Annotated in this window: 20 protein-coding genes; 5 read left to right on the forward strand and 15 right to left on the reverse strand. The window is 43.8% G+C overall.

Annotation, left to right across the window (positions count from 1 at the left end; all coding sequences use genetic code 11):
• Positions 1-13 precede the first annotated feature (13 nt).
• Complete coding sequence (locus AC23P2_RS06755; RefSeq protein ID WP_487772486.1) at positions 14-1,549, forward strand: glutamate synthase subunit beta; 1,536 nt, start codon at positions 14-16, stop codon at positions 1,547-1,549.
• Positions 1,550-1,672: 123 nt separating this feature from the next.
• Here AC23P2_RS06755 and AC23P2_RS06760 read toward each other — a convergent pair whose 3' ends face one another.
• The 3 genes from AC23P2_RS06760 to AC23P2_RS06770 are packed head-to-tail and all read right to left on the reverse strand — an operon-like array spanning position 1,673 to position 7,215.
• Positions 1,673-2,455 (reverse strand): DUF4397 domain-containing protein, encoded by a 783-nt coding sequence (locus AC23P2_RS06760; protein ID WP_487772487.1) that lies wholly within the window; start codon positions 2,453-2,455, stop codon positions 1,673-1,675.
• A 43-nt stretch (positions 2,456-2,498) separates the two neighbouring features.
• On the reverse strand, positions 2,499-4,055 hold the full coding sequence (locus tag AC23P2_RS06765; RefSeq protein WP_487772488.1) for a SusD/RagB family nutrient-binding outer membrane lipoprotein: 1,557 nt from the start codon (positions 4,053-4,055) through the stop codon (positions 2,499-2,501).
• Between the two features lie 34 nt (positions 4,056-4,089).
• Positions 4,090-7,215 carry a SusC/RagA family TonB-linked outer membrane protein gene (locus AC23P2_RS06770; protein ID WP_487772489.1) on the reverse strand — a complete coding sequence of 1,042 codons (3,126 nt, stop codon included), beginning with the start codon at positions 7,213-7,215 and terminating at the stop codon, positions 4,090-4,092.
• A 236-nt stretch (positions 7,216-7,451) separates the two neighbouring features.
• Between AC23P2_RS06770 and aroB the strand changes: the two genes are divergently transcribed.
• Together aroB and AC23P2_RS06780 are read left to right on the forward strand one after the other, a co-directional pair.
• A complete protein-coding gene (gene aroB, locus AC23P2_RS06775; RefSeq protein WP_487772490.1) occupies positions 7,452-8,480 on the forward strand; it encodes a 3-dehydroquinate synthase in 1,029 nt (342 codons plus the stop codon).
• Between the two features lie 101 nt (positions 8,481-8,581).
• Positions 8,582-9,154, forward strand: a complete 573-nt coding sequence (locus tag AC23P2_RS06780) for a DUF4136 domain-containing protein (protein ID WP_028522846.1) — start codon at positions 8,582-8,584, stop codon at positions 9,152-9,154.
• A 72-nt stretch (positions 9,155-9,226) separates the two neighbouring features.
• On the opposite strand, the gene AC23P2_RS06785 is transcribed toward AC23P2_RS06780, so the two are convergent.
• The 5 genes from AC23P2_RS06785 to eno form a co-directional block, all read right to left on the reverse strand.
• Complete coding sequence (locus AC23P2_RS06785) at positions 9,227-9,790, reverse strand: hypothetical protein (RefSeq protein ID WP_487772491.1); 564 nt, start codon at positions 9,788-9,790, stop codon at positions 9,227-9,229.
• 37 nt (positions 9,791-9,827) lie between these two features.
• Positions 9,828-11,366: a 2,3-bisphosphoglycerate-independent phosphoglycerate mutase gene (gene gpmI, locus AC23P2_RS06790; protein WP_487772492.1), complete on the reverse strand. Its 1,539-nt coding sequence runs from the start codon at positions 11,364-11,366 to the stop codon at positions 9,828-9,830.
• A gap of 15 nt (positions 11,367-11,381) precedes the next feature.
• Positions 11,382-11,876, reverse strand: a complete 495-nt coding sequence (locus tag AC23P2_RS06795; RefSeq protein ID WP_487772493.1) for a low molecular weight protein-tyrosine-phosphatase — start codon at positions 11,874-11,876, stop codon at positions 11,382-11,384.
• A gap of 74 nt (positions 11,877-11,950) precedes the next feature.
• Complete coding sequence (locus AC23P2_RS06800; RefSeq protein WP_487772494.1) at positions 11,951-12,265, reverse strand: FtsB family cell division protein; 315 nt, start codon at positions 12,263-12,265, stop codon at positions 11,951-11,953.
• 126 nt (positions 12,266-12,391) lie between these two features.
• A complete protein-coding gene (eno, locus tag AC23P2_RS06805; protein ID WP_028522851.1) occupies positions 12,392-13,669 on the reverse strand; it encodes a phosphopyruvate hydratase in 1,278 nt (425 codons plus the stop codon).
• A 311-nt stretch (positions 13,670-13,980) separates the two neighbouring features.
• Between eno and AC23P2_RS06810 the strand changes: the two genes are divergently transcribed.
• Complete coding sequence (locus AC23P2_RS06810; RefSeq protein ID WP_487772495.1) at positions 13,981-14,661, forward strand: hypothetical protein; 681 nt, start codon at positions 13,981-13,983, stop codon at positions 14,659-14,661.
• Between the two features lie 47 nt (positions 14,662-14,708).
• Here AC23P2_RS06810 and AC23P2_RS06815 read toward each other — a convergent pair whose 3' ends face one another.
• The 6 genes from AC23P2_RS06815 to AC23P2_RS06840 form a co-directional block, all read right to left on the reverse strand.
• Entirely contained in the window at positions 14,709-15,866 is a 1,158-nt protein-coding gene (locus AC23P2_RS06815) for a pyridoxal phosphate-dependent aminotransferase (RefSeq protein WP_487772496.1), read from the reverse strand.
• 47 nt (positions 15,867-15,913) lie between these two features.
• Entirely contained in the window at positions 15,914-17,068 is a 1,155-nt protein-coding gene (locus tag AC23P2_RS06820) for a site-2 protease family protein (RefSeq protein WP_487772497.1), read from the reverse strand.
• A complete protein-coding gene (locus tag AC23P2_RS06825; protein ID WP_487772498.1) occupies positions 17,069-17,695 on the reverse strand; it encodes an HAD family hydrolase in 627 nt (208 codons plus the stop codon). It lies immediately after the preceding gene.
• On the reverse strand, positions 17,692-18,645 hold the full coding sequence (locus tag AC23P2_RS06830) for an acetyl-CoA carboxylase carboxyltransferase subunit alpha (RefSeq protein ID WP_487772499.1): 954 nt from the start codon (positions 18,643-18,645) through the stop codon (positions 17,692-17,694). The genes AC23P2_RS06825 and AC23P2_RS06830 overlap by 4 nt, the downstream gene beginning before the upstream one ends.
• 12 nt (positions 18,646-18,657) lie before the next feature.
• Positions 18,658-20,100, reverse strand: coding sequence for an MBL fold metallo-hydrolase RNA specificity domain-containing protein (locus tag AC23P2_RS06835; RefSeq protein WP_487772500.1), 1,443 nt, complete (start codon positions 20,098-20,100; stop codon positions 18,658-18,660).
• A gap of 146 nt (positions 20,101-20,246) precedes the next feature.
• A complete protein-coding gene (locus AC23P2_RS06840) occupies positions 20,247-20,723 on the reverse strand; it encodes an Lrp/AsnC ligand binding domain-containing protein (protein ID WP_028522858.1) in 477 nt (158 codons plus the stop codon).
• 616 nt (positions 20,724-21,339) lie between these two features.
• Here AC23P2_RS06840 and AC23P2_RS06845 point away from each other — a divergent pair.
• Positions 21,340-22,587 (forward strand): DUF819 family protein, encoded by a 1,248-nt coding sequence (locus tag AC23P2_RS06845; RefSeq protein ID WP_487772501.1) that lies wholly within the window; start codon positions 21,340-21,342, stop codon positions 22,585-22,587.
• Positions 22,588-22,608: 21 nt separating this feature from the next.
• Here the strand turns inward: AC23P2_RS06845 and AC23P2_RS06850 are convergent, their stop codons facing one another.
• Positions 22,609-25,134, reverse strand: a complete 2,526-nt coding sequence (locus AC23P2_RS06850; protein WP_487772502.1) for a DUF5686 and carboxypeptidase-like regulatory domain-containing protein — start codon at positions 25,132-25,134, stop codon at positions 22,609-22,611.
• Positions 25,135-25,317 lie beyond the last annotated feature (183 nt).

The following is a 25,317-nucleotide window of genomic DNA, read 5'->3' on the forward strand; positions in this document are numbered from 1 at the left end:
ATTCAGTACTAAAATGGGAAAACCCACTGGATTCATTGAATTTGGCCGTGAGTTGCCAAGTAAGCGTAGTGTAGAAGAACGCCGCTTAGATTATAAAGAAATTGAATTGCTAGGGACAACGGATGATGCCAAAAAACAAGCAGCTCGCTGCATGGATTGCGGTATTCCCTTTTGCCATAATGGCTGTCCACTAGGAAATATTATCCCAGAATTTAACGACGCTGTTTACGAAGAAAACTGGGAATATGCTTACCAATTATTGACCAGTACCAACAACTTTCCAGAGTTTACGGGGCGTATCTGTCCTGCACCCTGCGAGGCATCGTGTGTGTTGGGTATCAACAAGCCACCCGTTGCGATTGAGTACGTGGAGAAATCTATCATCGAAACGGCCTTTGCTAAGGGTTACGTTAAGCCACGCATTCCTGCAAAACGCACAGGCAAAACAGTAGCAGTCATTGGTTCAGGGCCAGCAGGTTTGGCAGCAGCAGCACAGCTAAACTACGCAGGACACTTGGTAACGCTTTTTGAGCGTGCCGATGAGGTAGGAGGGTTGCTTCGTTATGGTATTCCTGATTTTAAATTGGAGAAAACGGTCGTGGCACGCCGCGCAGCTGTGATGGCCGAAGAAGGCGTTGAGTTCAAGACGGGCGTAAACATTGGCGTGGATATTCAGGCGGAAGAGATTTTGCGGGAGTTCGATGCGGTGGTACTCGCCATTGGTTCAACTGAGCCTCGTGATATTCGCATTCCTGGTTGGGACAAATACATCGGAAAAGGTATCCATCCTGCGATGGAGTTTTTGAGCCAGCAAAACAAACGGGTGTCTGATATTGCGCGCGTGGTTGACCACCGTGGCGATAAATATGTGAATGGTGAAATTTTGGCAACTGATAAACATGTAGTGGTAATCGGTGGGGGAGATACAGGTTCTGACTGCGTTGGAACGTCAAACCGCCATAAAGCAGCGACTATTACGCAAGTGGAAGTAATGCCAGCGCCAAAGTACGACGATAAGTTACAACCGTTTTATAAAGTTCGTGACGAAAAAACGCCTTGGCCTCAGTGGCCTTTGACTAAACGGACGTCAACTTCGCATGAAGAAGGTTGTGACCGTTTTTGGGCGATTGCCGTGCAAGAATTTGTGGGTGATGGCGAAAAATTGACAGGTTTGCGTATTGCTGACATCACGGGTGAGCGCACGTTGGAAGATGGCCGCAAAGCACCGATTACTGAAAATGAACGCGTTGTAAACTGTGATTTGGCACTCATTGCTGCGGGTTTTGTGCATCCTCAACAGTATTTAATTGAACAGTTCGGTATCGAAACTGACATGCGTAAAAACATCAAAGCTTCGGAAGGCAATTATGGTACTTCGATAGACAAAGTCTTTGCTGCAGGTGACTGTCGTCGTGGACAATCGTTGGTTGTTTGGGCGATTTCAGAGGGTCGCGAAGCGGCCCGCAAAGTAGATGAGTTCTTGATGGGCGAATCGATGCTGGAAGCTAAAGAAGTGGGAATGTTTAATCCTATTTTCTCGCACGCTTAGTTTGTAATAAAAAAGCCCGTAATCGGGCTTAAAAATAGACTCCTTCTTGATGCTTCAAGAAGGAGTTTTTTATTGGGTACTAACTAAAGTTGTTGAAGTGATATGCGACTTTTTGCTGCAAAATTATCGGTTGGCGATTGCTCCTATGGTCAATGCTTGCGTACCCGTACCGCCTACTCGACCACGTAAAATGATGGTGTAAAAACGCCCTTTGATCGGAGCAAGGGTAAACGTGGTAGGAGCAAGGTTGGTGGTGGTACCATTCACCCGAACTTGAACGGGTAAGGCGGCACCGCCTGTTGGAATAGGATTGATGGCCACAAAATCAGAGGCTTTTTTGTAGCCAATGTTGGTCATTGCAGGCGCATAAGTGCCATTGTAACCTACGTCGTAGCCCGTCGTTGCATTAACAATCGTATTGACAACCCGAAAATACGCTTTAGAAGTATCTGCTGGCGTAAGCTTGTCTTCTACCACCAATGGCTCTAACGAAGCGGTAGCCGCAGAACCCACCGCAAAAACCGAGTAATATTTGTTGGCTTCTAGTGGAACAGTCCCAGTCAGAAGTGAAACTTGTTGGTTACTTCCACTAGCGGGAACTACTACCTCAACTTTGGCACTGCCTGCATCAATTGTTGCATAATCAATGGCTGGGTAGATATTCCCGTAGGTGATAACGCCTGGCGAGGCAGGCGCTACAGTAAGTACACCCGAAAATTGACGGTCATTTACTAAAATACTCACTCCAGGGCCGTCCGAAACCATGTGGTGAAATTTTACGCGAGCGCCAGAGGCTGGGTTGACAATTGTTAATTGGTCGCTTGATTCTCCTATACACGCAAAAAGCCCAGCGGAAAGTACGCCTGCAAGCAAAATGCTTTTTGTTATGGATTGAAATTTCTTCATTGTTTGTTTCTTTTGGATTCGTAATCGGTTGATTAACCTACGATTAAGGTTGCATAAACCAAATTTCTTTGGTGTGATAATCAGCGTTTAATGCGCCAATTTTGTCCAATGCCGCGCGGTTCCAAACGTATTCGGAGTTATAGCGTGGACGCAGACGATACGCCAATTTTCCGTTATTATCAGGGAACAATATAGCGCCTGTTGGTGCCGAAAATCCTTTGAAAATATCAGGGCTGTACTTATAACGACGCATATCAACCCAGCTTTCCATGTGGCCATGAACAAACATTGAAATGTATTTTTGGGTCATGATGTCGCTAAGAGTCAATGCTGCCGAAGTTTGGGCAACGGCACTACTTTTGAGGTAAGCAGCCCGTTCTGTATTAAAATTAGCACGGCCTGCCGCATCCGTTGAAGACATAAGTGAAAACACCCAATCCAAGTGCGCATTGATACCTTTGTTGTACGCATCGAAGGCCATTGCTTTGTCTCCTTTGATAAAAGCTGCTTCCGCTTTCACAAACTGCATTTCCCAATACGTAATAAGCGGATGGGCGGTGCCATTGTCAAAAATAGATTTACCTGTAGCAGGAGTAGTGGCCGTAGGCTGCGATTGCCCCCAGAAGTTGGCGACCCGGTTGGTTCGTCCTGCGACGTTATTGGCATCCCCAAGACCTACATTTACGCCTCGAAACACTTTGTCATCACTGGCGGTAAGCATTGCGGCCATGCGTGGGTCAATGGCATTCGGAAACAGCGTGCCGTTGAACAAGCTAACTAGGTAGTTGCTTTGGCGAAACCCATTCATGTTGTTACGAAGTGGCCCCCAGAAGTTAGCGTCGGCAGTGTTGGTGCCACCGTGTGGGATATAAAAGTTGTCGGCATTGCTACTAAAAGAAGCATCGACAAACTTAATAACAGCGTCAGGATTGTACGTTTTTTTGTTGCTGATGTGGTTGGCGTTGCGTGCCAAAATCGCATTCACAAATTTAATCCATTTGGTACGGTCTCCTTTGTAAACCAAGTCGCCACGGCCAAGGGAAGCCACAGATACACCACCATCGGTACGGGAAAGGTCCGCAAGGGCTTCTGTTCCAAGTCGAACTACCTCTTTGTAAACGTCTTCTTGCGAATCGTACTCAAATACGTAACGGTTTGGCTCCCAGGCTTGCTTTAAAATCATCTCACCGTTGGCGTCGGTGGTACTTTGCCAGCCCCAAGCACGAAGGGCTTTGGCCACACCTACGTAGTCCCATTGTTGTTTGGCGGTAGCATCCTCGATGACCAAGTCCACGTTTTTCCCAATTGACCAATAGTGCGAACGCCACATTTCGCCGCCGTTATCACTTCCTGCAACGTAGCCATGGCGATCCCAAGCATTTCCAGAGGCCGTTGCGAGCCAGTATTGGCAATATTGTCCCGTAAAACGCCCGTCGAAGGTTTCGGCACGGGCCATTTGGCCAAGCATAGGAGGAAGTAATGCAAAGCCTTCGGATACCTGAGGAAAACTAGGGTCAAAATTTACATCTAAGTATTTTTCACAGCTTGTCAGTCCTATCCCTAGTAAGGTAACAAGCGATATAAGTTTTATCTTTTTCATCTTAATGTCTTTTAAAAAATCTCAATCAATCTTACTAGAAAGAAAAGTTCAAACCTGCGGTAATGGTGCGTGGCAAGGCCAACGTTCCATAGTCAAAACCGCGTGCTCCGATACCCAACGTTCCAGCACTTGTACCGTTTACATCGGGGTCAGCACCTGTATAATTGGTCAAGAGGAAAAGTTCATTTCCAGAAACAAAGACGCTCCCTGAACGGAAGATTTTCTGCTTGTCTAAGATAGACTGAGGGAAACTATAGCGGAGCGTTACATCCCGCAAACGAACCCAGTTAATGTCTTTTTCAACAAAACTTTCTTCTGTGAACGCCGCATAGAAATCGGAACGGAATTGAGGCGTCACTTGAATTGTATTTGGCGTAGGTGCGTCGCTGTCTTCGCGGCCATCGCGCAGTACGCCTTTGAAAACGTAAGGATTGCTTCGGTCAAGAACGCGCGTTGAAAGACCATTACGGAACATGTACATTTCGTTCCCGTTGAAAACATCACCGCCTTTACGGATGTCTAACAATACAGAAAGTGACCAGTCTTTGTAACGAACCGTATTTTGGAAACCTAGCATAAAGTCGGGGTTACGGTCACCGATGGGTAAGAAAACAGGGTTTGAAATAGGCAAACCTGTACTTGGGCTTACAAGAATATCCCCGCGTTTGTTACGCAAGTAGCTATAACCTGCCAGTGCCGTAGTTTTGCCCTCGCCACGGGTGTTTACGTACGACAAATTAGGGTAGAAAGAGCTTTGGTTGGGTGCCATGGCACTTGCCCGAACGTTTCCGTACAACCATGTGTCGGAGTTGTAATATTCGGCAACTTGCCCAGGAAGGCTTACGACTTCATTCAAAAGACGCGTAAAGTTGAGGTTCATGTCCCACTGAACGTTCTTAGCTTTGATGGGCGTAATGTTCAATTGGGCTTCAAGTCCGCTGTTGCGAATTTCACCACCGTTCAACAAACCGAAAATAAATCCAGTACCGTAGCTCAAACGCTGGGTGGTGATTTGGTCAAAATTGCTTTTGTTGAAGTACGTCACATCCAAACCTACGCGATTTTTAAAGAAACGAAGCTCTAAACCTGTTTCAAAACTCCGACCACGTTCTGGGCGCAAGTTTTCGTTACCTCCGTAGAAATCATACAAAAAGCCTCCACCCGTTGTGGTTTGTGGCACGAGGCGAGGACGCGTACGGTAAGGAGTAGCGTCGTTACCAACTTCAGCGTAGGCAAAGCGAACTTTTCCATAGCTCAAAATTTGCTGCTGCTCAAACGCAGGAAGTTCGGTGAAAACAAACCCTAAACTAACCGATGGATAGAAGAAGGAGTTGTTCTGAACAGGCAAGGTGGATGACCAGTCATTACGCCCCGTTACGGTTAAGTACAACATGTCGGCGTAACTCAAGTTGAGTGAACCTAGTACGCTGACCAGACGACGTTGGAGGAGCGTGGCCTTGCTACGCTGGGTGCTATTCAAGGTGTTGTTGATACTGTTAAAGTCGGGCAAATAAAGTTGCTCCCCATAAATAGCGGTTGTTTCATAACGGCGATCATCAATAGTGGTACCCACCATGAGCGAAGTTTTTAGCTTACCAAAGTCTTTTTTGGCCGTAGCACGGAAGTTACCGTTGAGCAATTGACTATTCTCTGTGGCATTTTCCACAAATCCTTTGGCCGTAATACCAGCATTGGATTCTGGATGTTGGAAGCGGTTGTAACGCGTCGAGAAAATATCTGCCCCTAAGATTCCCGCTAAGGTAAGCCAAGGTGTTACGTTATAGTCCAACTGAATGTTACCAACAGTACGGTTAATACGGTTGCTGTTGATGTTTTTATACACGTTGAAAAACGGGTTGTCCAAGTCGTTGGCATCTTCTCCAAAAGTACGGAAACGGCGGCCGTCTGGTGTCAGGTATTGCCGTGCATCTAAATAAAATGGGAAGGCCAACATTCCGATGAGAAACCCTTGGGCACTACGAAGTGGCTGGAAGTTATTTGTTCCAATGTAATTGAACGATGTCGTAGCCCGCAAATTCTTGGTGATTTGTCCTACCCCAGTCAAACGGATGTTGATTTGATCCATTTTATTGGTAGGCACCACCCCTTTGTCTGAAATGTACGAAGTTGATAAACGATAGGTCGCTTTTTCGCTTCCACCTTCCACGGTGATGTTATGAGATTGGCGAAGACCTTGCTGGAAAAAATTATCAACGTTGTCATAGACTTTGCCGCCACCTTCACCTATTTGAGAAACCTCACCTCCAAAATACGAAAAGTTGTTTGGGTTAAAGACACCATTGAAACCCCGTCCGTAGGTAGTTTGGCTTTCAGGGAAACGATACACATCCCGAACACTCAACGAACCATTGTAGGTGATTTTTCCGCGACCTGTACCTCCTTTTTTGGTCGTGATAACAATCGCACCGTTGGCGGCTTCGATACCGTACAAGGCAGCGGCTTCTGGGCCTTTTAGGATGGTGACGGTCTCAATGTCGTTGGGGTTAATATCCGCTGCACGGTTTTGGTAATCCATATCGCGGTTGGGGCGGTCAGAAACCAATGCCCCTTGGGCAAAGGTGTTGTTTGAGATAGGCAAACCATCAACGACATAAAGCGGTTGGTTGCTATTTCCGATAGAACCTGCACCGCGCAACTGAATAACGGCCGATCCACCCGCAGTACCACTGGTTGGGGTCATTTGGAGACCCGCTACCCGTCCTTGAAGCCCCATCATGAAGTTGTCCCGCTGAGAGTCCAACAAATCTTGGCCTTTTACTTCCTGCACGGCATAACCCAGCGCACGTTTCTCTTGTTTTACCCCAAGGGCAGTTACCACGACTTCATTTAAGATGTTTTCGTCGTTTTCTAGCGAAACATTGATGGTATTGCTACTGCCAACTTTAACCTCTTGGCGGATATACCCAATATAGCTAAAAATAAGGGTGGCATTAGAAGGTGTACTTACCTTAAATTCTCCGTTGGCATCCGTGGTTGTGCCTTTGGAGGTTCCTTTGACAACGATGCTTACACCTGGAAGCACGCTGTTGTCGGATGAACTGGTGACTTTTCCTGTGATGAGTCGGTCTTGTGCCCATGTCGTAAGACATACGCCAAAAACAACTAGAAAAGCCATACTTCGATGAAGAAGTTTTTTCATAGTTAGTGAATTTGGTTGTTAGAAATGATAAGTTGAGGTGAACTAAATTCGGATTTACTTCAAAAAAAATCAAAAACGTTCGGATTTGCAATGTTTTTCCGAATAAAATTGCATGAGTATGCGGTTTAAGGGCGTAAATGATGCGGATTTGTGCGGATTTTTGCACGGATGAAAGTAGGGGTGTAAATTCGCGGTAAATGTATATCCTTTTTGGTTTTTAAAATTCCGAACTTACTATGTCTGTAACCATTGCCCCGATTCAGGAGAGCCTCCCCGCGTATCTTTCAGCGCATCAGTACTCCAAAGTTGTCGTTATTGCCGATACAAATACAAAAAAACATTGCTACGCAAAGGTAAAGCCTCTTTTGCCCAAACATGACCTTATCGTCGTACCAGCGGGAGAACAGCACAAGACCCTTGCAACCTGTGAAAAGATTTGGGGCGAAATGACCAAAGCTCAGCTCGATCGTCATGCGGTTGTTTTTAACTTGGGTGGGGGAGTGATTGGAGACATGGGCGGGTTTTGTGCCGCGACCTACAAAAGAGGCGTTGATTTTGTTCAAATTCCGACGACGCTGCTTTCTCAAGTGGATGCCAGCGTGGGTGGAAAATTAGGAATCGACTTCCAAGGTTTTAAAAATCATTTGGGCGTTTTTACCCAACCAAAAAATGTTTTGATTGACGCATCCTTTTTGTCAACCCTTCCGTATATAGAATTGCGCTCTGGATTTGCCGAAATTGTGAAGCATTGTTTGATTGCGGATGCGGCTAAGTGGGAAGAAATTCGTAAAAAAGACTTTGAACAACAAAATTGGACAGACTTGATTACACACTCAGTTGAAATCAAGAAAAAAGTTGTGGCCACTGATCCAACAGAAAAAGGGCTTCGCAAAATCTTGAATTTTGGACATACTATTGGCCATGCGATAGAAACCTATTTTTTAAGCAAACCACCCAAAGAACGGTTGTTGCACGGGGAAGCGATTGCGGCGGGTATGATTATGGAAACCTATTTGGCTTACCGCAAAAAAATGGTGGATTTGCAAACACTTGAGCAGGTTGAGGAGTTTATATTTTCAGTGTTTGGTAAAGCCGATGTCCAGCTTTCGGATGAGCCAACGGTGATTGCACTGGCACAGCAAGACAAAAAGAACCGAGGAGGAGAGTTGCGTTTTTCACTGCTAGATGGCATCGGAACTTGTGCGTATGATGTGAAAGTGACACCAGCTGAAATCCAACAAGCTATCGCTTATTACGTAGGTTAATTTGGGTGATAGTAAGTTTTGCAGTAAAAAATTTGCTTTTGTAGAAAATTTCGTATTTTTAATCAAATATTCTCTCAAACACCCCAAACCACGAACTATCTATGAAGCTTGTCAAACTTTTACTGCTTGGATGTGCTGTTGTTATTGTGGCAGCAAGTTGCAACACGAGTCAGAAAATTTTTGTTGAACACGATTACAGTTACGAAACCAATTTCAAAGCCTACAGCACGTACGCTTTCTTGGAATGTGAACGTGATACGGGTAATGTGTGTACAGAAGTCTATAATGCCATCCACCGACAGATGCAGGCGCGTGGATACCGACTTACTACCAACAAACCGTCGTTGTTGGTAAACTACGGTATTTTCTACGATAACTTGCGCTACCAAGGGTATATGCAGCCCGTCATTAAAAACTGGGTAGATACTGAAGATGATTCGTTTAAATATGAACCCATTCGTTATTCGCTCGACAAAGGTACAATCATTGTATCGCTCATTGATGCAGATACGGATCAGGTTGTTTGGCGCGGATATGCGGCGGGTATTTTTAAGAATCCCAATGCTGCCAATAATTATTATCGAAACGTAGTACGTACAATTTTTGATCAATATCCGCTGTTTGCTTCAGGTTATGATCCACGAGGCGGCGGTGGCCAATCCAATGGTCGCTAGTTGCTGAGATACACAAAAGAAAGGACGCCCAACAGCGTCCTTTCTTTATGCTAAAGCTTTCTCGCAGGCTGACTAATAGATAGTCCCAATAATAGAAAACGATTTTTTATCGGTTAAAGACAGGTGCTGAAAACCAGAAATTTCGTACGTTTTTATTAACCAAACTCCTTCTGGTCGCATTCCACAAGTGAGGCGAAGCTGTTTCTCAGAATCATACAGTTTATTTTCTTCCTTTAACGAGACCTCGATGATTGAAGGCATCTGTGTTTTATCATCGAAGGTTACCTTCAAAGACTGAACGGGCTGATTTTCGCCTTTTTTGAGGGTATAAAGGTTGGTTTTGGGCATTGGCTGCGTAATCTCGTAGCTCGATTGATACGCCTGTTTGTTAATATCTGCTTGGATAAACAGGTCTAATTCTTTGGCCCAATTAATTTCATTTGTTTGCTTTGATTCGCTTTCCCCGTCAAGCGACATTTTTTTGTCAACCGTCGGTTTGCGTTTTTCTAATTCACGAAGCTGTGATTCAATGAAGCCTTTTAAATCAAAATACGACTTAACTTGGTTGGTTTCGGTTTGGGGCTGGCAGGCAGCGAGGAAAACGAGCGCGACGAAAATACAAAAAAGTGGTTTCATGGCTCAATAACCCTCGCCGCCTGCAAAAAGTTCGGTATTACAACAAGCTTACCCCCGTCATTTCGGCTGGTTGAGCAACGCCCAAAAGCGCTAAAATGGTGGGTGCGATGTCAGCTAATTTTCCATCTTTAGGTTGCCCTTTGTATTCGTTGCCTACAAAAATGCAAGGAACTAAGTTGGTACTGTGGGCGGTGTTTGGTGTTCCATCGTCGTTACGCATGTAATCGGAGTTGCCGTGGTCAGCAATAATGATAGAAGTATAACCGTGTGCCAGACCCGCAGTTGCAACGGCTTCGGTGCATTGATCAACGGTTTCGCAGGCTTTGACAACGGCCTCAAAAACACCCGTGTGGCCTACCATGTCAGGGTTGGCAAAGTTGAGGCAAATAAAATCAGCGGTTTCTGCTTCGATTTCGGGAAGAATGGCATTGCGAATATCGAAAGCAGCCATTTCTGGCTTCAAATCATACGTTTTTACATCCTTGGGCGAAGGGCACAAAAGCCGTTTTTCGCCTTCAAATGGCACTTCACGGCCTCCTGAGAAGAAGAAAGTTACGTGCGGGTACTTTTCAGTTTCCGCAATGCGAATTTGGGTTTTACCCGCTCCTTCAATTACTTCACCAAGGGTATTCTTGAGATTGTCTTTGTCATAAATTACTTTCACCCCAACAAACGCATCGTCGTAGTTGGTCATGGTAAGGTAATACAAATTCAATTTAGTTGTTCCTTGTTCGGGGAAATCTTGTTGGGTAAGCATTTCGGTGATTTCACGTCCACGGTCAGTGCGGAAATTGAAACACAACACGACATCTCCTTCTTCGATTTTGGCAACAGGAGCACCTGCTTCGTCCACAACCACGATGGGTTCAATAAATTCGTCGGTAACACCTGCTGCGTAAGAAGCTTCAACTGCCGATACAATTTGGCTATCGGTAACAGTTTCGTTGCCTACGCCGTTGACCATCACATTATAGGCTTTTGCCACGCGTTCCCAACGTTTGTCGCGATCCATGGCATAAAAACGCCCCGTTACGCTGGCAATTTTGCCCGTTGTGGTTGCCAATGAAGCCTGCAAATCGGTCAAAAAGCCTGCGCCGCTTTTAGGGTCACAGTCACGGCCATCGGTAAAAGCATGAACATATACGTCATTAAGTCCTGCTTCTTGGGCGGCTTTACAAAGCCCTTTGACGTGGTTGATGTGAGAGTGAACCCCGCCATCTGACACCAAACCAATGAAGTGAACTTTCTTTTGATTGTCTTTTGCGTACTCAAAAGCTTCAACAAGCGTTGGTTCTTGGGCGATAGAGCCAGATTCGACCGCCAAGTTAATTTTGACAAGGTCTTGATATACAATCCTTCCCGCGCCAAGGTTGGTATGCCCTACCTCCGAATTTCCCATTTGTCCATCGGGAAGTCCAACGGCTAATCCGCTGGCTTCGAGTTTGCTATGGGGGTATTGTTGGAGGATACGGTCGTAAAAAGGCGTGTTGGCAGCGATGATGGCAGAGCGGTTTTCTTCGCCATTTTTAGCGATACCCCAACCATCCATGATGATAAGAATTACTTTTTGACTCATTGTGGGTTTTATTTTTTACACTAAATTATGTTCCTTTATTAAGTATTCCAAGAAATGTTCTCCACACCGACTGACGATTTGAAAGACATCTTCAAAGGCTGACATGTCATCGTAGTAAGGGTCGGGGACATTGGGCGAATCGGCCTGTTCGTCAAAATCACGGTAAAGAAGCACGCGTCCTTCTTCGGGATAAAAACCAGTGGAGCGATAGCTTTGGGTTTGGATGTTCTCCAGGTTGGATTCATCCATGGCGACGATGTAGTCAAAGTTGGCAAAATCGTCGCTAGAAAGTTTTCGGGCGTGATGGGTGAGGGTAATGCCATAATCAGCCGCAACGCGGCGAGAGCGACGGTCGGGAAGGGCGCCAATGTGGTAACCATGCGTACCCGCAGAGTCGCAAGAAATAGTGTCTGATAGCCCTTTTTGAGCAACAAGCTCACGAAAAGTGCCTTCTGCAAGGGGAGAACGGCAGATATTGCCGAGGCATACGAAGAGTACTTGAAGTTTCACGAATGTTGAAAATGGGCCAATTTGAAAATGAAAATTAGCACACCTCGTCATTTTCAACTGACCAAATGAACGGATTATTTTTCAAATGGTTCCCCATTTTTGTCCACCAATACAAACACTTCCTCACTGTCTTTTTTCATGAAATACTTTTCACGGGCATATTTCTCCAGAAGTTTGTCGGTACCAAGGGTGGATGCTTGTTCTTTTTTGAGCAAGACGATTTGTTCTTCGTAGTATTCTTTTTGAGATTTTAATTCACGAAGTTCCCACCAATTCCCAATTTGGTCAGGAATACTATTCAGTTCAAAAAAAGTCAGCCAAATTAGCAAACCTAGCGCACTTGCTTTGTAGAAATCTTTTAAAAAACGGAAGCGATGGAGAAACTGCATATAGATATTGAGGGTTAGATGCAGAAAAATGTCGAGTGTCAAATGCAGCAAAAATGTCGAATGTCAAATGCAGAGTGTCGAATGAATATGTTTATTCGACATTCTGCATTCGACACTCGACACTAATTAAAATTTCTTTCCAGGGAAGTAAGCTGTTTCGCCCAATTCTTCCTCAATACGGAGCAATTGGTTGTATTTGGCCATACGGTCTGAACGTGAAGCCGAACCAGTTTTGATTTGGCCAGTGTTCAACGCCACTGCCAAGTCAGCGATGGTCGAGTCTTCGGTTTCACCTGAGCGGTGGCTCATGATGTTTTTGTAGCTATTGCGTTTTGCCAAACTAACGGTGTCGATGGTTTCAGTTAATGAACCGATTTGGTTTACTTTGATCAAAACAGCATTACCAACTCCTTGCTCAATACCCATTTCAAGGCGTTTTACGTTGGTTACGAAAAGGTCATCACCTACGAGTTGGCATTTAGAACCAATCGCGTCGGTGTGCAATTTCCAACCAGCCCAATCGTCTTCGGCCATACCGTCTTCGATTGAAATGATAGGATATTTATTCACCCATTCTGTCCAGAAATCAGCCATTTGAGCAGAAGTTAACTCTTCTTTGCTTGATTTCTTGAAGATATAGCGTTGTTTTTCTTCGTTCCAAAGTTCAGAAACGGCAGCATCCATAGCGATTGAAATATCTTCACCTGGGCGGTACCCTGCTTTCTCGATAGCAATAAGGATGGTTTCGAGGGCTTCAACGTTTGACTGGATGTTAGGAGCAAAACCACCTTCATCACCTACGTTTGTTGAATAACCTTTTGATTTTAAAACACCTTTCAACGCGTGGAAAACTTCAGTACCCATGCGAAGTGCTTGAGAGAACGAAGTAGCGTTGGTAGGCATTACCATAAATTCTTGGAAATCAATCGCGTTGTCGGCGTGTGCGCCACCGTTCATGATGTTCATCATTGGCACAGGAAGAGTATTAGCATTTACTCCACCTACGTAACGGAACAGTGAAAGACCTGCTTCTTGGGCTGCGGCTTTAGCAATGGCCAAAGAAACCCCCAAAATAGCATTTGCGCCCAACTTGCCTTTGTTGGCAGTACCGTCGAGCTCAATCATGATTTTGTCAATCAGATTTTGATCATATACAGAAAGTCCCAAAAGTTCAGGATAGATGATTTCGTTTACGTTCTGAACGGCTTTCAATACACCTTTTCCGAGATATACGCTCTTGTCATCATCACGTAGTTCGACTGCTTCGTGAATACCTGTAGAGGCGCCAGATGGCACGGCTGCACGGCCGAGGAAGCCGTTTTCGGTGCGAACATCTACTTCTACTGTTGGATTACCGCGAGAGTCAAGGATTTGACGGGCGTGTACCGATTGGATTGTACTCATCTTTGTTAGGTAGGTTTTGTTAATAATAAAACGTTGCCTGTTAAATAGTTTAGCATACAAAGTAACGCAAAAAAAGCGTGAGGGAAAAAGAATCACTACTATAAATGAATTTTGAGGGTGATTTTATTGGCGAAAATAGATTCATACCCAACGATTTAACATGATAATTGTATTTTGCCAAGAGCTTGTTGTTTTAAGCAAATAAAATTTTAAAAAAATAGAATATAGGTATTGATTGTATTGCCAAAGTTGTTATATTTGATATAATAGTTGGTCGATTACACACAACACACACGCACATTATTAGTTACATGAAGAAAATTTTACTAAGCCTTGGCTTGGCATGGATGGTATTGCTTTCCGTGGAAGCCCGACCAAAGGAAAATTGGTCAATAGGAGAAATCAAGCTCGCTACAGGCGAACGAATGAAAGGAGAGCTGCTGTATGCTCCAGAAGTGGAGGTAGTATCAATAAAACTTGACGATGGCCGTCACCGTGCCTACGGAAGTCGGCAAGTTGAGTCGTTTTCGTTTTGGGATGCAAAAAAACAACAAACCCGTCATTTTGTTAAGAGCCACCTGCCCCACGGAGGGCGAGAGGTTGTTTTTGAAAACATTGCGGATGGTGCCCTGAAAATACAACGTTTCCTGAAGCCCTATTCGCGTAAAAGGCTTCTTCCTTTTACTTCAGTTATTACGGATGAAATTCCCGAAACAGCCCAGGAACATGGCCGTTATCAGTATTATGTGCAAGAAGGGGGGCATTTGATGACCATTGAGCACTTCTTACGGAGAAGGTTTTCGACATCAACCAAAAGATGGCAAAAAGAATTGGAAGAATACCGTTACTACAACGATTTAGACAACGGCATTGCGAGTTGGCTCAAGGTACTGTTTTATTATAATGTGTTGGAGGCGGAGCATAATCCCAAAACATATGAAGGTCGCCCAAATGTTGATGCGTCTTTTATTTTGATGGGGAATTTGAACTAGGCAACACCTTTGTGGGGAAGGTTGCTCACAACCTTCCCTCATTTTATTTATGCTTTCAAACGCTCAATGGCTTGCCAAATTCGTTCGGCGGGCATACAAAGAGAAACCCGAATGTAACGTTGGCCTTTAGGACCAAAAATAAATCCAGGGGCAATGAAAATATGTTTTTGGTATAATAAGTCATCAACCAATTGCTCCGCAGAGGCAACGTCTTCGGGGAGTTTTGCCCACAGAAACATACCTTCCTGGGTCGAATCGAAGGTGCAGTTTAGGGTTTTTAAGAAGGTTTTGGCGGCATCCAATCGACTGTGATATACGGCATTTTGGGCAGCGTGCCATTCTTCCGAATTTTGAAGGGCAGCTACAGCGGCTTGTTGAATGCCTAAAAACATGCCAGAATCCACGTTGCTTTTTATGGTAAGTACTGCATCCACGTATTCTTTAGCCCCTGATAACCAGCCAATTCGCCAGCCCGCCATGTTGTGTGACTTGGACATGGAGTTTAGCTCAATGGCCACCTCTTTTGCACCTTCAATTGAAAGCAAGCTAATGGGAGGTTTCTGGTTGAGTATTAGGCTATAAGGGTTGTCGTGGCATAATAAAATGCCATGCTCTTTGGCAAAGCGAACGGCATTTTCAAAAAGCTCACGCGTGGCGGGTGCGCCCGTAGGCATGTGTGGATAGTTGAGCCACAAAATTTTTGTTCTGGAGCTTACTATACCTTTCATAGCTTCCCAGTCGGGTTGCCATTGGTTATTTTCTTGAAGCGGATATTCAATGACTGTGGCTCCTACCATTTCGCTTACAGCGCGATAGGCAGGATAGCCAAGCTCGGGAACCAATACTTCATCCCCTTCGTCTAAAAAAGTCAGACTGATGTGCGTAATGCCTTCTTTTGAACCAATTAAGGGTAAGATTTCATGCTCTGGGTCAAGCTGTACGCCATACACACGCTCATACCATTTTGATATACCTTGACGAAGAGCAGGAATGCCTTTATACGATTGATAACCGTGGGTATTGGTGAGTGAAGCTGTATTTTTTAATGCTTCAATGGTTGCTTCTGAAGGGGCTTGGTCAGGATTTCCAATGCCCATATTGATGACATCATGTCCTGCAGCAAGTAGCTTTCGAACTTCGGCGAGCTTCACCGAGAAGTAATATTCCTGCGCTTGAGTGGCGCGTTTTGCAAGAGAAATAACCATGGATGGGTGCAACGTTGCGTCGAAATGTTTCTACAACGTCGTTTATTTTACAATACAACGAAAGGTTTTGGACTAAAACAGAGTACAAAGATAATCAAAGCTAACCAACCCACGACTTTTCGGGAGTTACTTAGCGGGGCAATGTCGTCCGTTGAGGGATGATACACACCTAAAACACGACCAATCAAGAATCCGAACGCTAAAAATCCTGAGTAACCTTCTACAGTTGGGAATAGGAGAGAAAGTCCGAGTTGGATCGTGACCGTTAAAAGCGCTAACATCCACTTAGTGAGCGCATTATTTTCGTCGATACGACTATAACATAGTTGAAGGAAAATAATGTAAATCCCTAGTGAGGCGAGTTGTTCCCAAAATAAATTTTCATTGGCAATGGCGAACTCATCCGCACGATACGTGCCAAGCCCTGCGTAAGTAATGAAGACAAAAAACAAAATGGGAGAAACAATACGGTAGTTTTTGTTGCCAATAAGTCCATACAGCACATGCCCACCGTCAAGTTGCCCAATGGGAATAAGGTTGAGTGAGGTGAAAAACAACGCCAAATAGCCCGCTAAAAGCAGCGGATAGTGCATGATTTCTTGGGGAGGAGGAAGGCGAGTTGGATCGGCGACGTAGGTTTTAAAAAAGGTAAAAAGCAGATTATCGCCCAATAAGATATTTCCAGCTTGGTTTTTGGTATAAACCACGCGTGCAAAGCCCATCCCATATTTTTGGTATTCGGGATGAATTTTGAAGATGTAATCAAGGGTAGGAAGGGTAGCAAAACCATACCAAAGAACGCCGACGGCAACCACGAATCCCGCAAGTGGCCCTGCTATTCCAATATCAAAGTATTTTTCACGCGAGCGGATAAATTCTTTAATACGAATGAATGCTCCAAGCGTACCGATGGTTTGCCCAATTCCGAGCCAAAGCGGAATGTAGTAGGGCAACGTAACTTTGACTTTATGGTACTTGGCAGCAAAATAATGCCCAAACTCGTGAACGGTCAAGATTCCTAGAAAAGGAATCGAAAATTTAAAACCTTGCCAAAAGTGTTCCCAGCCCAATGGGTTTTCAATCTGGTAAAATGGCAAATCAAAGGGCCGTCCAAACATCCATTCGGCGCCTGCTAAGGACGTACTTATGATGGTGAGTACAAACAGGAGGAGCTGGAGGAGTAGGGTGCGGGTTGAGTTCACTTAAAAATCTTTTAGGTATTCGACAATCGAGGTTGGTTTTTGAACGTGGATGGTTTGAATACCAACTTCGCTTGCGGCTCGGATGTTATCGGCATTGTCGTCCAAAAACAAAGACTCATGCGGTAAAATTCCAGCGTCTGCTAATACACCGTGGTAAATGTCGTGGTGAGGTTTCATCACGCCCATTTCGTACGAAAGAAAAAGCTTTTCAAACAACGCATCTAGTTTTGGAATGCCAGTCGTACGGTGGAGAATGCGATTTACTTCCTCAACGTGAATAGAGCTAGTATTGCTCAATAGAAAAAGCCGATAGCCTTTTTGGGCTAAAGCGACGATTGTTTCAACCCGTTGGGGGGGGATATCGAGTAGGAGTGAATTCCAAGCTTCGTCAATTTGGGTGTCTGTCCACTCAGGATGAGCAAGGAGTTCACGAATGTAGTTTCTAAAATCAGGGGCAGATAACTGCCCCGTCTCAAACTTTTTAAAAACCTCATTGTGCTGAATAAGCCGTTGAACATCTTCCAGTGGAAGTTGACTTAGCTCCGCAAAAGATTGCGCTGCCCGTGGAACGTCAATGTTGATAATGACGTCTCCTAGGTCAAAAATGATGTTTTTTATTGCTTTCATTCCGTAAAGACACCCATCGAACAGAACTTGTCAATCCGTTGATTGATTCTTTCTTCGGGTGTTAGCTTTTGGAGTTCGTTGATACTGCCTAAAATGACATTTTTCAGGATGTTAGCCATGGCTTGATGGTCTAAGTGAGCACCACCGAGTGGTTCTTCTACAATACCATCAATCAATTTTGCCATTGTCATATCCGAAGCCGTTAAGCGGAGAGCTTCGGCTGCTTGTTCTTTGAAATTCCAGCTTCGCCACAGAATAGATGAACAAGATTCTGGCGAAATTACTGAGTACCATGTGTTTTCGAGCATGAGAACACGGTCCCCGATGGCAATTCCCAACGCTCCCCCTGATGCACCTTCACCGATAATAATACAGATGACGGGTACTTTAAGCATAAACATTTCCTTAAGATTCCGCGCAATGGCTTCACCTTGACCACGTTCTTCGGCTTCTAGGCCAGGAAATGCACCTGGGGTGTCAATAAGTGCAACGATAGGTTTGTTGAACTTTTCGGCTAATTTCATCATGCGTAGCGCTTTGCGGTAGCCTTCGGGGTTAGCCATCCCGAAGTTGCGGTGTTGGCGTTGCTTGGTATTGCGGCCTTTTTGTTGACCAATGATGAGCATACTTTGGCCATCAATGTTACAAAATCCGCCGACCATGGCAGGGTCGTCGCGTACGGTACGATCACCATGAAGTTCAATAAACTCCTCACACATTAGTTCGATGTAATCGAGGGTATAAGGGCGATCGGGGTGCCGAGAAAGCTGCACCCGTTGCCATCTAGTGAGGTTTTGAGCGGTATCTTTCCGTAATTGTATAATGCTGTCTTCGAGTCTTGTAACAGCTTCCGAAACGTCAACTTGTGTCGTGTCGGCGAGTTTTTTTAACTCGGCAAGCTTGGATTCGAGCTCTGCCACAGGTTTTTCAAAATCTAAATAAGTTGGCATAAAGTTGGTTGCTTACAATTCAAAAGTTTGTCCCTTTATGGGGATCTCGATATTTTCGTAACCGACTGATTGTAAAGTGTTTTTAAAGTGGTCCATACTTGGCTTTTCCCCGTGGACAAGGAAGATTTTTTTTAACGTGGCAGGTGCCTGTTGCTGAACAAACGTCAGAAGGTCTTCTTTGTCTCCGTGGCCGCTAAATACGTCAATTTTTTCGATATTGGCCAATACTTGCTCGTCTTTCCCTCGAATGCGTAAGGTTGTTTGGCCATTGAGAAGTCTCCATCCGAGCGTTCCTTCGGCACAATACCCGATGAGCAATATGGTGCAGTAAGGGTTGCTAATGTTCTGAGCCACATGGTATTCGACACGTCCACCCTGTACCATTCCAGAGGAAGAAATGATGATACAAGGCTCTACATGGTTTGAAATAGCACGGCTGGCGTCTGTACTTTCGAGGTAGATTAAATTTTCAAAGTCAAACAAGGATTCATTCTCTTCGTTAAACTCACGGGCCTCGCGGTTTAGCATCCGAACGTTCCGCTGATAGACCCGCGAGCTTTCAAAAGCAAGCGGACTGTCGGCAAAAACTTTGATGGGAGGAAGCTGATGGTTATTATATAATTTATTTAAGGTATATAATAAAGCCTGGGTTCTTCCCACACTAAAAGACGGAATGATAAGCCGCCCTGGAATGTCAACGCAGGTACGTTTGATAACATCTGCCAAAGCCAAATCAGGCGAAACGCCTTTTTCATGCAAGCGATTGCCGTAGGTTGTTTCACATACCAAGAAATCAACTTGGGGCAAAGTGGCGGGATCAATAAGTAGTGGATAGCCTTTTCGACCCACATCACCCGAAAACCCAATGGTTTTTTTCTGTCCGTTTTCCCAAACTTCAACTACGATATGTGCTGCACCCAATAAATGCCCTGCGGGAATAAAAGTGATAACGACGTTGTCTGATACCCTAAAACGGCGATTAAAGGCAAGTGGGACAAAGTTTTCGAGTGCTTGGCGTACTTGTTTTTCGAGGTATAAATCTTTAGGAAGCTCTTTTTTTCTGCCTTTTTTTCGTTTACGCTGCGAATCTGCATTATTCAATTCATTGATTCGCTTCTGATTCAGCATTGCCGCATCTTTTAGCAATATACTGGTTAAAGCAAAAGTAGAATCAGTACACAGGACTTGCCCTTCATATCCGTCTCGATATAAGTTTGGGATATTTCCAGAGTGATCAATATGGGCGTGAGTCAGTAATACTACGTTAATTGACGGAGCTTCAAAAGGGAAAAGTGCGTTTGGAAATGGGGGTGGGGTATCGTTGAGCGCGCGTCTTCGGTCGCCGCTTTCAAAGTCAGAACCACAGTCAATCAAAATACGGTAATCGTCTTCCAATTCTAGGAGGTACATGCTACCAGTAACCTGTTGTGAAGCCCCCCAAAAAGTTAATTTCATATGAAGTCAGTTATTCCTCTTATGTACTCAATACGGAACACGAGGAGAGTTCGTTACGTTTCCTTACAAAGGTCTAAACAAGATAATGTGAATAAACGTTTGAAGAAGGGTTTCTGCAAAAGTATCAAAAACAGCTTAAAAAAACATTATTCTGCTAACGGAATAGGACGGGCGATTCGTTCCTCTAATGAGATAAATGTTTCGGTTCGTTGAATACCACCTACTTTTTGAATTTTATCGTGAAGAACTTGCCGCAGATGTTCTGTATCACGACAAACGATTTTAGCAAAAATGCTGTAAATACCTGTAGTGTAATGAATATTAACTACTTCTGGAATGCGTTCGAGCTCAATGGCGACTTCTTCGTAGAGTGAGCTTTTATCTAAATATATACCTAAAAAAGCGCTAATATCCCAGCCTAATTTAGTTTGATCAACCAATAATTGTGCCCCTTTAACAATTCCAAGCTGCTCAAGTTTTTTCATTCGCACATGCACTGTGCCTCCTGAAACATGAACCCGTTTGCCAATTTCGGTGTAAGCTAAGTGTGCATCTTCTAAAAGAAGCGCTAAAATTTTTAAGTCAGTTGCGTCAATTTTATCAATTTCTAAATTTCGTTCCATGATGAAGTGGTAAAATTAGATTTCATTCAACAAAAGTGCTGTTTTGTTGAATGAAATCAAAATTTTTAAAAATATTTATGGAAAATTTGCAACAAAAAATAATATCCATTAGTTTTGCATTGTCAATTAATCAAAAAGGCACTAGACCACAAGTAAATTAGTTGACTTTAGTTCTTTATACTGTAGGATGATGAAACTTGGCAGCCATGCCCTCCTGTCTCGGGGGTGGTGAGTTCAGGATAAACACGATATAATGCCGGCACTCTAGTCGACTGGGGTAGACCACCAAACTTTGTATCGCGGCTAACTGCACCGTGGGCGGTTCGAATCCCCCTCCTACAGCATTAATGTGAATGGTAAAACAATTACCCCTCACAACCCTAAGGATAGCTTGTTTAAATGATTCATTTCAACAAGTTATCCTTTTAAAATATAAAATGAAGTGTCCAATTGACACTTGTTTAAAAGAAAAACTATTTGGTTTTTAGTTTGTTGATGAAGTGTAATTGCGACACGCAGGCTCAGCTTTGAGGCCTGTGTGTTTTTTTTGTGCCTATGCCTAGGTATTATCAAAAGAATGGTTTAATTGCCAACTTTTCGATTTTTAACTTGACATATGTTGCTTCTCGCTGTTTTTACTTCTGATGCCGTCGTTCTTGGCTTACTTTTTATCATTTTGGCAGGTGTTTTTTATACGGCTAATTTAAAACACCCACTTTGGACAAAGTTTTACGCAATTTTTCCCCCCTTATTACTTTGTTATTTTATCCCAGGAGTTTTAAATTCATTCAAAATCATTTCAGGAGAGGAGTCAAAACTGTATTCAGTGATTTCCCAATATTTTTTACCAGCGTGTCTGGTTTATTTTACGCTTGGAATGGACTTTAAAGCAGTAATACGATTAGGCCCCAAAGCACTTCTTGTGTTTTTGGCAGGAACGTTGGGAGTGATGCTTGGGGGGCCAATAGCAGTAGCGATTGTTAAAACTTTTGCTCCTGAGGTAGTTGGCGGCTCAGGCTCTGATGCTGTTTGGAGGGGGCTATCTACCATTGCGGGAAGTTGGATTGGGGGAGGGGCAAATCAAACAGCATTGAAAGAAGTTTTTCAACCAAGTGATCGTCTTTTTTCGCAAGTGATTGCAGTCGATGTCATTGTGGCGGAAATTTGGATGGCGGTACTAATTTATGGTGCAGGAAAAGCTGCTAAAATTGATTATTATTTTAAAGCAGATGCTACTGCTATTGATGAATTAAAAACAAAGCTTGAACTAGAACACAAAACATCTCAGCGAATTCCAACTTTGAATGATTTGATGATGATTGCCGCGGTTGGTTTTGGGGCTACGGCTTTTGCTCATTTTGTGGCAGACTTGGTTGCACCTTGGCTCAAACTTAATTATCCTTCTCTTGAAAGATTTAGCTTAACTTCATCGTTTTTCTGGGTTGTTTCGGTCGTTACATTTTTGGGTATTTTGCTTTCTTTTACCCGATTGCGCCAACTTGAATTTGCGGGAGCCTCAAAAATTGGAAGTTTGTTCCTCTATGTACTTGTGGCAACCATTGGCATGAAAATGGATATTTTTGCCGTTGCCGAAAACCCTGGGTTATTTGTAGTAGGAATTCTATGGATGACCATACACGTAATGGTTACCTTATTGGTTGCCAAATGGTTAAGAGCGCCTTTCTTTTTTACAGCAGTGGGTTCACAAGCTAATGTAGGAGGTGCTGCTTCGGCACCAGTTGTTGCCGCTGCTTTCCACCCTTCGCTGGCATCAGTAGGTGTGTTACTGGCAATATTGGGGTATGCACTAGGAACGTATGGAGGGTATTTGACTGGACTGATGATGCAGTGGGTTGCAGAATAAATTAGCGTTATAAGTCATCCACTAAATATTAAACCAAAATGAAAACTTCACCGCAAATGGCGTGACATTAGGATTTTGGCGATAGGTGCGGCGATGAACAGCGTCAACTCTTAGTACCTTAAAAATATTGTCAATGGCATATCCAACCTCTACGTAAGGCGTGTTTCCTAAGCTATTAAACCCAGGTACTGCCTGGCCTTGTGCGTTGGTGGGAGCTAGCAGATTCATGTTGGAAGGATGAATACTACCGTACAAAACCTTGGCATTGGCTAAGAACCGCCATTTGAGCCGTTTGATAGCGGGGAGGCGATTGAAAAGAAGTCCCTCAAAATTGTGCTCGTACCGTAACTGAAGGTAACGGTCGCTCACAAATTCAAAGTAATTCATTAGGTTAAAGGCATTGTCAACGTAGAAAACTGACTCGTTTCCAAGTGGGGTATATAGTAAAGGATAGGGGAGAGTGGATGGAATATATCCCATCGTTATGTTATAATTAGAACGTCCCCAAATACCCACCCTAAAGCTTTGTTTTATGTTGAGAGACAAGCGATGGTAGCTAAAATCACTGTTGAGAAACCTGCGCAAACCAAGTTGATAACGAAGTACTACCAAAGGCCACTTTTGAGTACCTAAAGTTAGACGTTCATTTTCGTTATAAATGAAAATCTCATCTTTTCCCCAACGGGTTTCAAAAAATAATTCAGCTGTTTCGTAATTACTTTGAATAGGTGACCGATCACCGAGTGAAGGGGCTGTTTTGAACGCGAAAGGGTAAATAGGCTGAAAAGTTCGGTGACGTAATCCAACTGTTTGGGTTAGCCCTCTCAATAGTTCTCGTTTGAGGTAAGCAGAGGTAATCCCCTCAAAATAGCCTCGTCTGACATTTCCCCACTTGGTTAGTGCGCCAAACAAAACGTTATTTCCAATCGCTTCGGAGGACAAACCTACGCGTTCGAGGTCATAACTATGGCTAATACCTCCAATGGTCCAAGGTTTGCGACTGAAAATATAATCAACATTAAAATTGTATTTCCACTCTTTATCGAGGGTGCCATAGGCAGCCGAACCGCTCAAAACCCATTTTCGACTGAAATCTGGGTTGGTTTTGGCACCTATGCGAAAACGGTGCCCTTCAATGGCATTGTTTGAGTATAGATACAGAAATGGACCAACGTCAATGTTTACCTTCGGAATACGTTTATAGCCATTGACAAACATGTTAAATACTTCGATGTACGTACGCATGATTGGCACTTGCTTCACGGAGTCAATGAGCCTATACGCCGTTTGTTCGCCAGCCGTTAGGGGTTCGTGGCGTGCTTTGTCCCAATAATCAGCGGGGTATTCTTTGTAGCTTTCTGATAATTCTATGGGATAATCATAAAACTTTGGAGGGTGTGGTTTATTGGGAATAATGTTCCGATTTGAGGTATAAAATTTAACCAACATTCCTGCGGTGGAGTCGGTCAGTTCGGCTACATCAATAAGTACCCGCGATTTCACGGGCATCCACGTACTATCGCCAATTTGCTCGTATTCTTGTTGAAGTTTTATTTTTTCTACAAAGTTAATGTTCGCACTTTTTCCCACCGACGCATCTATTTGTACCAACGCGTGGCTTAGGGTATCAACCCAAAAAGAACCACTAAAGGCTAAATCTTGCGGTCGTTTGGGTTCATAATCAATGTGATAACACCAGTACCCTGCCACAAATGTGGTATCTATTAAATAATAGTTGTAGGTGTTTTTCCAACCGTCAGCAATGGGAGAATGAAAGTCTTTATCAAGAACACTGAGCCAGTTTTGGTAAAAATTATATTGTTGAAAAGAAGAACCAATCATCTGTGAAATCAAGCTTCCATCAGTAACAGCAATGCCAGATATCTTGGTTTTGAGAATATGTTCTTTCTTTTTTCGAGGGTCTTCGCGGAAATAATAGTTGGAAATGGATTCTGACAAATATATAGGAATTACAGGGCGCCCATCTTCTCCTGCTATTTTATCAAACTGCTCAACAGCACCTGTGATTTGCTTCATTGCTCTCCGTTTCTTAAAACGTTCTGAGAGATTGTCAACATCAACTTCTATTTTACTGTAACTTTCGTATTCGTAAGCTTGGAGTCGATTGGGATTGTGCAATGGTTTTTGCTTAACAACTTTCCTTAGAATATTATAAGCAGGGTTTTCTCCTGCGTAAACTTTTACTTCTTGAAGTTTAAATTCCGAGGCCTCAAGTTGGAAATCAATGGTTTGCGAGAGTTGATTGGGTACAATAGCTTTCGCCCGTTTTCGATACGACATGGACGAAACCACCAAAGAATCACCAATTTGGGTTGTTTTGAGGGTATAAAAACCCTCAAAGTTGGTCGTCACTCCTACGGTTTTTCCTTTGATAGCGACCGCAGCAAAAGGTACTGCTTCACCCGTTTGAGCGTCTGTGATTCTGCCCGAAATGGTGTAGGTCGTTTGACCAAAACCTTCATTCCAACATAGTAAAATGAAGATGAGGAAGGGAATAGCTTTGTTGATGAATAGATGTTTAATCACTGGTGGGTATGGTTGTTCATGGTCTGGTTTTCTTACAAGGACTCGTTAAAAATAAAAAAGTTTTAACGAATTGGCAATTTTTTAATAGCTCTACCTCTTTTTACGACAAATTGAGGGGGGAGCGTTGCAATTTTCAAAGTTGAATAACGAAAAATCCCTTCGCCGTATTGAGAAGCGAAGGGA

This window comes from Runella sp. R0.1_18, from assembly GCF_057652155.1.